This window comes from Staphylococcus sp. URHA0057 (assembly GCF_000620265.1).
GTDB lineage: Bacteria > Bacillota > Bacilli > Staphylococcales > Staphylococcaceae > Staphylococcus > Staphylococcus pasteuri.
Map to the genome: position 1 here is coordinate 161360 of NZ_JHVS01000001.1, position 12902 is coordinate 174261.

At 29.8% G+C, this 12902-nt stretch carries 12 protein-coding genes; 7 read left to right on the forward strand and 5 right to left on the reverse strand.

The genetic code is table 11. The annotated features are described in order from the left end of the window. Nucleotides 1-30 precede the first annotated feature (30 nt). The gene (gene pstB, locus N524_RS0100710; RefSeq protein WP_029055373.1) at nt 31-906 is read left to right on the forward strand and encodes a phosphate ABC transporter ATP-binding protein PstB; all 876 of its coding nucleotides are present in this window, start codon (nt 31-33) and stop codon (nt 904-906) included. Nucleotides 907-909: 3 nt separating this feature from the next. Next, complete coding sequence (phoU, locus tag N524_RS0100715) at nt 910-1557, forward strand: phosphate signaling complex protein PhoU (RefSeq protein ID WP_017636979.1); 648 nt, start codon at nt 910-912, stop codon at nt 1555-1557. An 89-nt stretch (nt 1558-1646) separates the two neighbouring features. Here the strand turns inward: phoU and pepF are convergent, their stop codons facing one another. Then, nucleotides 1647-3461, reverse strand: a complete 1815-nt coding sequence (pepF, locus tag N524_RS0100720) for an oligoendopeptidase F (RefSeq protein WP_029055374.1) — start codon at nt 3459-3461, stop codon at nt 1647-1649. A gap of 195 nt (nt 3462-3656) precedes the next feature. On the opposite strand from pepF, the gene N524_RS0100725 reads away from it, so the two are divergent. From N524_RS0100725 to N524_RS0100745, 5 genes are all read left to right on the forward strand, one after another. Beyond that, a complete protein-coding gene (locus tag N524_RS0100725; RefSeq protein ID WP_029055375.1) occupies nt 3657-4013 on the forward strand; it encodes a hypothetical protein in 357 nt (118 codons plus the stop codon). 149 nt (nt 4014-4162) lie between these two features. Next, the gene (gene nikB / locus N524_RS0100730; protein WP_037555466.1) at nt 4163-5164 is read left to right on the forward strand and encodes a nickel ABC transporter permease; all 1002 of its coding nucleotides are present in this window, start codon (nt 4163-4165) and stop codon (nt 5162-5164) included. Further along, nucleotides 5154-5969, forward strand: a complete 816-nt coding sequence (gene nikC / locus N524_RS0100735) for a nickel transporter permease (RefSeq protein ID WP_029055377.1) — start codon at nt 5154-5156, stop codon at nt 5967-5969. Before nikB ends, nikC begins: the two co-directional genes overlap by 11 nt. After that, nucleotides 5970-6743: an ATP-binding cassette domain-containing protein gene (locus N524_RS0100740; RefSeq protein ID WP_029055378.1), complete on the forward strand. Its 774-nt coding sequence runs from the start codon at nt 5970-5972 to the stop codon at nt 6741-6743. Then, on the forward strand, nt 6736-7431 hold the full coding sequence (locus N524_RS0100745) for an ABC transporter ATP-binding protein (RefSeq protein ID WP_029055379.1): 696 nt from the start codon (nt 6736-6738) through the stop codon (nt 7429-7431). The genes N524_RS0100740 and N524_RS0100745 overlap by 8 nt, the downstream gene beginning before the upstream one ends. A 72-nt stretch (nt 7432-7503) precedes the next feature. On the opposite strand, the gene N524_RS0100750 is transcribed toward N524_RS0100745, so the two are convergent. The 4 genes from N524_RS0100750 to N524_RS0100765 all read right to left on the reverse strand — a co-directional run bounded on the left by N524_RS0100750 (nt 7504) and on the right by N524_RS0100765 (nt 12825). After that, nucleotides 7504-8520, reverse strand: coding sequence for a siderophore ABC transporter substrate-binding protein (locus tag N524_RS0100750; RefSeq protein WP_029055380.1), 1017 nt, complete (start codon nt 8518-8520; stop codon nt 7504-7506). 66 nt (nt 8521-8586) lie between these two features. Next, on the reverse strand, nt 8587-9351 hold the full coding sequence (locus tag N524_RS0100755; RefSeq protein ID WP_029055381.1) for an HAD-IIB family hydrolase: 765 nt from the start codon (nt 9349-9351) through the stop codon (nt 8587-8589). Nucleotides 9352-10266: 915 nt separating this feature from the next. Next, nucleotides 10267-11526, reverse strand: coding sequence for an aminoacyltransferase (locus N524_RS0100760; RefSeq protein WP_029055382.1), 1260 nt, complete (start codon nt 11524-11526; stop codon nt 10267-10269). 42 nt (nt 11527-11568) lie between these two features. Continuing rightward, entirely contained in the window at nt 11569-12825 is a 1257-nt protein-coding gene (locus N524_RS0100765; RefSeq protein WP_029055383.1) for an aminoacyltransferase, read from the reverse strand. Nucleotides 12826-12902: the final 77 nt, after the last annotated feature.

Consider the following 12902-nt stretch of genomic DNA (forward strand, 5'->3'; position numbering starts at 1 on the left):
AACTTAATTATTTAGAAGGAGTTTTATACTATGGGTAACAAACAAGTCGAAGAAAACAAGAAATTAAATGAACTAAAAAGCAATTCAGGGCAAAGCGTTGCTACAATTGTAACTACAGATGATAAAAAAGATTCAATTTCAGATAGCGAAAGAAAAGTAGTATATTCTACTCAAAATTTAGATTTATGGTATGGCGATAACCATGCACTTCAAAATATCAATTTAGATATTCTTGAAAATAACGTCACTGCTATTATTGGACCATCAGGTTGTGGTAAATCAACTTATATTAAAGCATTAAACCGTATGGTAGAACTTGTACCTTCTGTAAAAACAGCTGGTAAAATTTTATACCGCGATCAAAACATATTTGATGCTAAATATTCAAAAGAGAAATTAAGAACTAATGTAGGTATGGTATTCCAACAACCAAATCCATTCCCAAAATCAATTTATGACAATATTACTTACGGGCCAAAAACTCATGGTATTAAAAACAAAAAAGTTTTAGACGAAATTGTTGAAAAATCACTACGTGGTGCTGCTATTTGGGATGAATTAAAAGACAGATTACACATGAATGCGTATGGTTTATCAGGTGGTCAACAACAACGTGTTTGTATCGCTAGATGTTTAGCGATTGAACCTGATGTTATTTTAATGGACGAACCTACATCAGCATTAGACCCAATCTCTACTTTAAAAATAGAAGAATTAGTTCAAGAATTAAAAGAAAATTATTCAATTATTATGGTTACACATAACATGCAACAAGCAGCGCGTGTTTCTGATAAAACTGCTTTCTTCTTAAATGGTTATATTAATGAATATGACGACACTGACAAAATTTTCTCAAATCCTGCAGATAAGCAAACTGAAGATTATATTTCAGGACGATTCGGATAATAGATGGCAGTTATTAGACAAAAATACGAAGATCAACTAGAAGGCTTAATCAAAGATTTACGCCGACTAGGTCTTCGTGTTTATTTTAATATTGAGAATGCCTTAGTGTCGTTAAGTGAAGAGAAGAGAACATTTGCCAGAGAAACTATTCAAAAAGATAAAGAAATCAATCATCTAGATCATGAAATTAATGAAAAAGTGATTATGTTGATTACAAAACAGCAACCAATAGCTACAGATTTGAGAATGATGATGTCAGCATTAAAAATTTCTACAGATTTAGAGCGAATGGGAGACAATGCAGCTAATATCGCTCATATTAGACTTCGAGTCAAAATAACTGACCATTATGTATTAACTAGATTAAAAACAATGGGTAAACTTGCTATGTTAATGCTTGAAGATTTAAATACAGCTGTTAAAAATGAAGATATTACTTTGATTAAAGAAATTATCGAACGCGATCAAGATATTGATGACTTATATATCAATATCGTTAATACTACTTACTTAATTGATAATGATCCTTTCGTTGCTGGACAAGCTCATTTAGCCGCTAGAAACTTAGAACGTGTAGGGGACCATATTAGTAATATTGCTGAAAGTGTATATTACTTCTTAACTGGTAACCGTTATGAAACATCACATTAATCTACCTATATAATCCAAATTAACAAATAAACATATAATATCCCCTCAAATGAATGGTGATTCTTTCATTTGAGGGGATATTTTTATATTTATTTTGATTGACCTTCAATCTCATCAGTTAATGCAATTGCTTCATCTACTAATTCAGAAATATAGCGAATAGTATCTTTTAATGGCGCTTCAGTTGTAATATCTACACCTGCTTGTTTAGCTAATTCAACAGGAGATAAACTGCCACCTGATTTTAACGTATTTAACCAAGCATCGACTGCTGGTTGACCTTCATTTTTAATTTTTTGAGAAACAACCGTACCTATTGTTAAACCTGCAGAATAAGTATATGAATATAATCCCATATAATAATGTGGTTGTCTCATCCAAGTTAACTCGGCACCATCAGTCATTTCAACTGCGTCACCGAAAAATGTTTGGTAAACATTTAACATAATATCATTTAGTACTGGAGCAGTTAGAGATTCTCCATTATCTACTTTTTTATAAACTCCCCGTTGATATGCCGCTTCAAGTAAGTGTGTCACCATATTATGATAATAAGTACGTGATAAAATTGAGCCAATCACCCAACGTTTAAAACGCGGGTCATCACTATGGTTAAATAAATAATTGGCCATCAACATTTCATTCATAGTAGACGGGGCCTCTACAAAATACATAGACGCTTCAGATTCTAAGAAATTTTGATGTGTTTGTGCTAATGTAAAATGTCCAGCGTGTCCTAATTCATGTGCTAATACAAATGTTTCAGCCATTTTACCCGTCCAAGAAATAAAGACATATGAATGTGTAAAATATGGACTAGCACAAAAAGCGCCAGTATCTTTACCTTTATTTTGAGCAAAATCTATCCAACGATTCTGATAAGCAGATTCAAGCATTGAAGTATAATCATCACCCAACACATTTAATGCACCATAAATATATTTTTTAGATTCTTCTATTGAAATATCTGGTTCATAAGTAGGATCTATTGAAATTTTCAAATCTTCAAATCGCATTTTATCTAAACCATGAACACGTTGTAATAATTTGGCATATTTTTGCATTACTGGTGCTAAATCACTCATAATTACATCAATTTGTCTATCAAACATGTCTCGTGTCACTTCTTGTTCTTGTAACAGATAATCAATAACAGAATCATAGCCTCTTAAATCTGCTTCAATTTTTTCTTGTTGAACTTGCATATTATAAGTTGCTGCAGTTGTATGTTGATATCGTTTAATAGCATCACTAAATGATTTGAAACTTTTCTTTCTGAATTCTGCATCAGCATGATCTTCATATTCATTTTCAAATGTTGCGTAATCCATTGGATAATCTACATTTTCATGTTCAAACGATTCAAATGCGATATCTAGCATTTTTGTCGTACCATATAAATCATAAGGTTGATTAATAGTAGGGGATAAACTAGCTAAAGTTTGTTCTACTTTAGGATCTAGTTGATATGGTTTACGCTGAATGAGTTGCTGAATATAGTGTGGATATTGTGTTTCAGCTAGTAAGTGTTGTAATTCATCATCATCTAAATCTAATATTTCCGATTCTAAAAATGATAGCTGACTTGCGATTTTACCATATGAAATATTTAATTTCGCATTTAATTGTTGTGCTTTTTCATCACTAGTATCTACACTTAGACGTAATTCTGAATAGTTTCCTAGACGATCTAATTGTATTAATAGAGTCTCATACTCATGTAATGCTTTTTCAGCAATTTGATAGTTTGTTAGTTGACCAGCAAATCGTTTATTAAAATCTATAGTTGAAGCCATTATTTCTTCTAACGTTTCGTAAAAGGCATCATCATTTTGGAATAAGTCTTTTAAATCCCAGATTTCTGAACTTGATACATCTTTTCTATTAGGTAAGCCTTGAGACAATATGTTTCACTCCCTGTTTGTTAATATACGTCATATTATACATTAGTTATTTTTCTTACGCAGTTGATTCAGATAGGAAAATCAAACTTTAATTAAAAGTGTTATTAATGAGATATACTACTATAGTAGGTTTAGTTGTTAGTTAGAAAATAGTATAATAAAAATAGTGTTATTTTAAATAAGGAGAATTCGTATATGACAATTTTTGATATGCCCAATTTCCTATGGATTACTATATTAGCGGTCATCATACTAACAGTGTTTTGCACTTTAGTATTACATAGATGGTTTATTGCGGCAGTAATTTCATTTGTGGTTTTAGGTGTGTTGGCATTCTTAATCCCTAACTTTCAAGATATTACATATCAACCGTTATTAGGATTTGCTGCTTTTATGGCAATAATCAGTTTAATTATTAGTTTCTTATTATGGTATTTCACTCGTAATTGGAGACGTGAAAGAAAGAAAAAACGACTCGAAAAAGATATGCGTAGATATGAACAATTTGAACATGACTATAATGATGATTTCGATAAATATCGTCGTCGTTAAATATAATTTTCATAACCCGATTCTGAATATAACTAACAGAGTTGGGTTTTTAATTTTGATGTAACTAAACATTTTTACAATATAAATATTAGCGTCTATAAACTTTGGCGTTATTAATTTAATATCATCATTTTTATGGAGAGATATCAATGAATATTTTTAAAATAATCACTGCAAAGTGCATACAAATGATTGTTGTGCTGTTAGTTTTATCAACGATTACTTTTTTATTGATGAAATTATCACCGGGTAATCCAGTTGATAAGATTTTACACTTAGATACTGCACAAGTTTCAAATACACAAATTAAAGCAACAGAGGACAAACTTGGACTAAATGATTCCATATTTATTCAATGGTGGCATTGGATCAATCAAATTTTACATTTGGATTTAGGTGTTAGTTATCAAACAAATGAGCCAGTTACTCAAGAAATCACTAACTATGCAACCCAAACTTTAATTATAACTTTAGGTACACTTGTTGTTTCTATTATTATTTCATTACTATTAGGTATCTTAGCAGCAATCCATTATCATCGCCCAATTGATAAAATAATAAGAATAGGTACTTCATTATTGGTCAGTTTACCTGCATTTTTTATAGGTATACTTTTATTATATATATTTGATTTGAAATTAAACATCTTACCACCAGCTAGTGATGGTCAATTTGTTTCATATATACTTCCAATTTTAACAATGAGTATTGGTATGTGCGCATACCTCATTAGATTAATTAGATCTAATTTGTTGGATTTATATCAAAGTCCGATCGTACAAGTTTCTCGATTACGAGGTATGTCTGAACACTATATTCTATTTCATGATTTATTAAAACCTGCACTTTTACCAACCATTCCATTGATTGGGTTATCAGTAGGTAGTTTAGTCGGAGGTACGGTGGTTATTGAAAATCTATTTGAAATACCTGGTTTAGGTGCTTTTTTAGTCGATAGTATTCGTTCTAGAGATTATCCCGTTATCCAAGGCGTTGTTTTATTTATCGGCACTTTAGTCATTATTATTAATACCTTAGCTGATTTATTAAGTGTAATGTTAGACCCAAAACAACGTTTGGCTTCACACCATAATACAAAGAAATCGTCTCAAGGATATGAACAAAAGGAGGCGACACCTCATGAAAATTAAATTCAACAAGAAAAACTGGATATTTTATGTATTTTTCATTTATATTTTAATCATTATTCTGATGCAATTTTTTGTAAATGATGAAACTGCTATAAAAGTTAATTTATCTCAAACATTTGAGCCAATGAGTGGAAAACACTTTTTAGGAACTGATGATTACGGAAGAGATTTATTTACACGTTTAGTTGTTGGTGCACGTTCAACTTTGTTGGTAACAGTATTAACACTTATCATTACAGTCATTATTGGCGTTCCACTTGGTTTATTAGCAGGTTATAAAAAAGGTTGGACAGACAATATTATTATGCGTGCAATCGATATCGGATTAAGTATTCCAGAATTTGTTATTATGATTGCTTTAGCAAGTTTCTTTCATCCAAGTATTTGGAATTTAGTTATAGCTATTACAGTTATAAAATGGATGAATTATACAAGAGTCACAAGAGGAATAGTTAACAGCGAGATGCATCAATCTTATATACGTATGGCACAACTTTTCAAAGTACCTACATCGAAGATTCTTTTTAAACATTTATTGCCTAAAGTATTACCATCAATATTAGTATTAGTCATTGTAGACTTTGGGAAAATTATTTTATATATTAGTTCGTTATCATTTTTAGGTCTTGGTGCTCAACCACCTTCACCAGAATGGGGCGCGATGTTGCAAGCAGGACGTGATTTTATAACTTCTCATCCTATTATGATGATTGCACCTGCAACGACTATTACTATTACAATCTTAATATTTAATTTAACCGGTGATGCTTTACGTGATCGTTTATTAGAAAGGGGAAATCGATAATTGAATACTATAGACATTAAAAATCTCTCAATTGAAGACGAACATAGAAACCAACTAATAACAAATGTCGATTTTACTATATATGATAAACAAGTAAATGCCATCATTGGTGAAAGTGGGGCAGGAAAAACGCTATTGATGCGTTTTATATTAAATCAACTACCGTCGCATTTTCGAGTTAATTGTGATCATTTTCATTTTAATGATCACTCTCATGGCACTATTCAATACCAATTAGGTAAAGATATCGGGTATATTTCTCAAAATTATACACAAAGTTTCAATGACCACTCTAAACTAGGTAAACAACTTGTTGCTATTTATCGCACTCATTACGATGTAACAAAACAAGAGGCTATTTCTAAAGTAAATAAAGCATTAGGATGGGTGAACTTAGAAGGTGAATTTATATTACAACGTTATAGCTTTCAATTATCAGGAGGGCAGTTAGAACGTGTATATATCGCTAGCGTACTTATGCTTGACCCAAAACTCATTATTGCTGATGAACCTGTTGCTTCTTTGGACGTCGTAAATGGACAACAAATTATGGATTTATTACAACATATTGTTAATGATCATCATCAAACGCTTTTAATCGTTACTCATAACATGAGTCATGTTTTAAAATATGCAGATTACATTAATGTTATGAAATTTGGACAAATCATAGATTATGGCGACCTTAACTATTTTCAAAGTCACCATATCAATCCTTATTCTCAACAATTATTACATTCTAGAAGTCATTTAAAGAGGGATGAACATGATTAAATTAGACAATGTTTCTTTCAATTACCATAAAAATCTACCTGTGTTGAAACATATTAATTTAACAATACAAGATAATGAAATCGTTGGTATTGTTGGGGAAAGTGGGTCAGGGAAGAGTACACTTGCCTCATTATTAATGAATGAACACAGCCCATCAGAGGGATTTATTAAGTCAGATACTCAAGACATACTACCTGTATTTCAACATGCTTCAGAAAGTTTTAATCCTAATATGACTATCCAACAGTCATTGTCTGAACCTTTGATCTACTATAAAAAGTATAATGATAATGATATTGATAAAATCATCAACGATACAACACAATCATTTAATTTACCATTATCTTTACTAACAAAATATCCTAGTGAATTAAGTGGTGGTCAGCTACAACGTTTTAACTTGATGCGTACGTTACTCGCAAAACCACAAATATTAATTTGCGATGAAATTACATCCAATTTAGATGTTATCGCAGAACAACACATGTTAGATATTTTAAAAGAAAATTATCAAAAACATATACAAACTTTAATTATGATTTCACACGATTTGTCTGTCATTCAGCGGATGTGTCAACGTATGATTGTATTACAAAATGGCGAAATTGTTGATGATTTTGAAACTGGATTGTTATTTAATGAGGACCGACATCCTTATACTAAACAACTTGTTCAAGCATTTGAATAAATAAGTTAAAAAGTGAGTGGGGAAGGCATTACATTGCCAACCTCACTCACTTTTTTATTGTTTTATTGAATGTTACTTTTTATTTTTAAAGGCATCTTGTATATGGTCAAGTTGATCAATTGTAAGTTGATGTCCACCTTCACCAAAGTACCATGCATTTGATTCAAATTGATATACTTCATCATTTTTAATTGCTTTAACATTCTTAATGACTTTATTATTTAATTCTTTAGGTATAGTTTTGTCATTACCATCTTTAGTACGGTTAATTACGAATATTTTATCAGGATTAATTTTATTTAAGTATTCATAACTCACTTGATTTCCCGCTGAATTTGCTTTCATATTGTCATCAGCATGTTGAATACCTAGATCTTTATTTAAAAAGCCACCAAAACGACCAGTATTAGCAAATGCTTTCATACCTTTATCATCAACCAACAATAATAATACTTTGTCTTTAGTAATTACACGTTGTGTTTCTTTAACTTTATCTTTCAATTGTTTATTTAAAGATTTGGCTTTTTGCTTTTTATCAAATATTTTACCAAGTTGATTTGTCGTATTTTCAATTGAAGAAATATAGTTATCGTTATCTGGGCTTACAAATAAAATTTTAGCATTAGGTGCAGCCTTCTTCATTTCATCAACAGTTTTCGTATGTGCTTGTCTGAAAGAAGCAAGTATTAAGTCTGGTTTTGCTTTAGCTAAGTTATCATAATTAGGGCGCCCAGGATTTCCTAAATTAATGTATTTTTTATCTTTAAATTCAGATAAAGAGTGGGGTAAAAAGCTATTACCTTGACCTTTAGCAATTGCTTTAATATGACTTTGAAGACCCATTTGTTGCATAATATCTAAAGCACCGTAGTCCATAACTGCGACATTTTTAGCATTTTTAGGTACCTTGACTGTCTCAGTTTTCTTATCTCCTTTAGAGTGGGTATTGTTTTTATCTTTAAATTCATATGTATTCTTTATAGTAACTGTGTCTTTATTTTGTTCCTTTGATTTATGAGAACCTTGACTACAAGCTACTAAAGTTAATCCTATCATTAAAATAAATAATAATTTACATGTATTTTTCATAATCATCCTCCTTATCAATATTATAATTGAAAATGAGAATCATTATCAATAGAAATTTTACTTATTTTACAACCATTTATCTATTACTTCACATACGGCTTCATTAGTATTTTCAATTAATGTAATATTAGCATTATTGATGAATGTTGTATGCTCCATATGTTCATTAGTGACAAAGTAGCCTTGTGTAGCATGTTCTAGCATCTGAATATCGTTATGATCGTTACCAAAAGCTATATATTCAGTGGCATTACCAATGAGTTCTTGGATAGTAGTATGTTTATCAATATCTTGAGCTGTAATATCAATATATCGTTCATTAAGATGATGTATAAGTTCAACAGATTTAGATTTTTCAGCTAAAATCGTAGCAATTTCTTCAAAATCATCTTTACGAATTTCTAATATAATGGCTTTAATTGGTTGAGAAATATCATTCATATCTAAAGCATTTGCAGTATTATTAGGGTCAATTCGTTGAAATAGTTCATTTGTAGCATCTAAATTCGTTGAATAGTTGTATTTATCATCAAATATGTATTTTAGTTGGTATGCATTTACAATATCTTTAATTAATTGCAAATCATCGAGTTGGATTGATTTAATAACTTCAATACGACCATTTTGAGAAATAATTGAGCCATTGCCACCAATAAGTGTAAAATCTTCAAATTCTGGAATAACTGGTAATAAATCTCTAATTGGACGTGCTGATGCAAATATAACTTGATGACCGTTAGCATGTAGTTTAAATATACGATCGATAATACGTTGATCTACATGTAGACCATCAAATGAAATCGTACCATCAATATCAAAAACAAAATTCATAAAACAAAACTCCTAAACTAAAAAGATGAACTTATTATAGCATAGTGTAAGTTAGCGTTAAAAAACGAAATTCTTTTGTAATAAACAGAAAATAGTGTCCCCTGTATCGAATATCTATAACTTCCTATAATATATATTATGTAAACTAAAATCAAAAAATAACTTAGTCTCCTTGGATTATTCTTAAATTCTAAATTTCATTACCGTATTTTATATTTTACAATTCGTTATATTTTTAAGTAGTTTTGTTTTTGTATGACTTATAACTATTAAACCTTAATTTATCCTGTATTGATTTTTATAAGTCTATAGTTAATAATATCCATTAGCTTGTTAATCTCAATATAAGATAAATTATTACTTTGATACAGACCATCAAATAATTTCTATTAAATGCTAACTGTTATAATCTCACAGAAACTAAGACTATTATGTGAGATACCAATAAATGCTACAACTTCAGGTTATGTCATATCGCATGACTGACATATCTATTGATATTAACAATTAATCATCTATATGAATTCTTTTTACACATATATTATTAATGAAATTTAACATATAAAATCATATAACTCTAAACTTCGGTACACGATTATTAACACTAATCTATTTATACACATTTTCAACTTAAATAATAGTTTTAAACATTCATGTACGTAGTTTGTTTTATTTTTGCTAATTTTAGATATATTCCACTTATAAATAATTTATTAAAAATTTCGCTATAACTATTGTTGTTAAGCGATTCTATTATGCTATGATTATTTTAGTAGGGTGCAATATGATTATAAAAATTAGAATTTTTATAATATTTATTTGTAGATTTTAACTTTTGAACAAAGTAGATAAATAAAAAAAGAGATTGAGACACATGTCCCAACCTCTTAAATACAATAAATTATTTTATTTAACTTACTTTTTCACTTTTCTACGAATACGATCTAATGTAGTGAATAACCAATATTTCACTTTGTTAATTGGCTTATAAAAATCTCCTATTAACTCTTCAATTTGAACATTAAAGCCTCGTTTAAAGCGATAAACACCGTAGTCCTCACTATTTTCAGTAAAATCACCAGATAAGCCATAAAAATTGTAACGATCATAGCCATTATCGAAGCAATAATTAATCATGAACCAATGCATCATGTATGGACCCATGTATTGATTGAATTTTTCTGATGAACCACCTGAGAAGTAGTTAACTTCATAAGCATTAGCAAAGTATACACCTGAAGCAAGATTCAATATTGAACCATCAGTTTGACGAATTTCACTCGCTTGAAGCATTTCTTTTTTGTCATGCTCAATTTGTTTGTCTAACTCACTAATTTTCTTAAGTTGCTTATCACTTTTATTTTCGTTAGCCATCATTTGATCGCGGCGGCTTTCTTTATCATTTAGTGAATGCTGTAATGATTCAATATATTCATCTAAATCAATATATGCTAAAAGAACTAATACTTTATCTCCATAATGGTCTATAAAATTATAAAAGTATTGATCCGTTTTAGAAGCAAAACCAGTTCTTTCTTCAGTTTCACGATAAAGTTCTAAGAAGAGATCAAATTCGTCCCTACTTAAAAATCTTACTTTAACTCCGTAGTTTATCGCTTTATTAATATTTCTTTTACGTTGACTATCAAATTCTTTTTTCAATGATGCAGGTGTTTTCCCCTCTAAATTTAATACACCCATCCATCTTACTTGACTGAAATTATCATATGTTGTTGTAAATCCATGATGCTCATAGCCATGTGATTTAAATAAATTAACGAGTGCATCATTTTTTTCATGATTATCTAGAGGTTTAATATCTTTATCATAAATTTGATAAATCCAATATGGGTCCATTTTGACATATAAACATTGATGTTGTTGTAAGTATTTTTCTAACTCTCTCAAATAAAAGTCAACTAGTCCTAAGTCAGAATAATCCATAACAGGGCCGCGGTTTGAATAATAAACGTAACTACCCATTGTTGAAATTTTAGAAAATAGACTTGCTGCAATGACCTTATTACTTTCATCTTTTATACCTAATAATACAACCTGAAAACCATCTGTTTCACGAGTAGCAATATTTTCTTTTACTTGAAAATAATGACTTTCTAAAGATGGATTTTGTACAAAGTTCTCAAATTCTTTAACTGTCAACTCTGTAAATTTCATATTTAGATAATTCCCTTCCTAATAAAAATTTATTATTTATGTTTATTTTTTAAGTAATTTCTTTAATGTAGTATAAACAGTGTACATAGGTTTATTTATTGGTTTAAGAAAATCTCCTACATATTCAATGACATCAGCATTATAGCCTTTTTTAAATTTGATTACACCAGCATCTTCTGCATCTTCTGTGAAGTCCCCACTGATTCCATAGAAATTATAACGGTTGATGCCATGTTCTAGTGCATAATTAATCATTGTCCATTGTACAGCATAACTACCTGCGAAGTGTCGATATTTGTTTGACGTACCGCCTGCATAGTAAACAACCTCGAAAGGATTAATAAAGAAGTAACCTGCAGAAATTGGTAATTCATTACCATGTTCTGCTTGAAGTCGTTGTGCTTCATCTAATTTCTGTTGATTAGCAGCTATTTGTTGCTCTAAGTTAGCCTTTTTATTATGTGATTTTTTATTATCTGGGCGCTTTTCAATATCTTTGATGGCTTTATTTAAATCTTTGTTTAGTGTCTCTTTTTCATTATTTAACTCTTCAATATATTCATCAAAATTAATATATGCTAATGGCACTAAAACTCGATCTTTGAAATGTTTAAAACGATCATAATAATAATTATCGTCTCTATCTTGGAATTCTTTAGTTTCTGATGTATCTTCCATAAATGATCTAAATATTGGTAATTCTTCTTCGGATAAGAATTTAACTTTCACACCATTTTTTTGTACCTTTTTAGTATTACGTTTACGTAAATTATCCATTCCGTCTAAAACATCTTTAGCAGTCTTGTCTTTTAAGTCTAATACTGAATGATATCTAACTTGTAATACTGGATGAAAGCCTTTATGAAAACCTTCATGTTTAAACCCTAGTGATTTCATTTTATCAAATATCCAATCATGGCCGGCATTTCCAAGGACTTCCCCATCATGATTTAAATATTGATACGGTACATACGGATCTACTCTTAAATAAAGACAGTTATGTTTTTTAACATATTTAGTTAATTCATTAAAAAAGTAATGAACTAATTCTTTATTATCATAATCAATGACTGGACCTCTATTAGTATAGAAATACTTGAAGAATTTCAACACTGGTACTGCTGTTAGTAAACATGCTGCAATGACTTCATTGTCATTATTCTTAATACCAACTAAATGTGACTCTGTACCTTCAGCAAGTTTCAATTCATAGTTACCTATCATTTGTGTGAAATGGGTGTAAGGCATTTGGTCTGTAAAATCGCCAAATTCCTTCGCTGTTAAGTTTGTAAACTTCATTATCATAACTCCTATTGTTTTTATCTCTATTTTTATCTCTGTTAAGAATTCGATTTAAGTTCAAATTATACTATGTT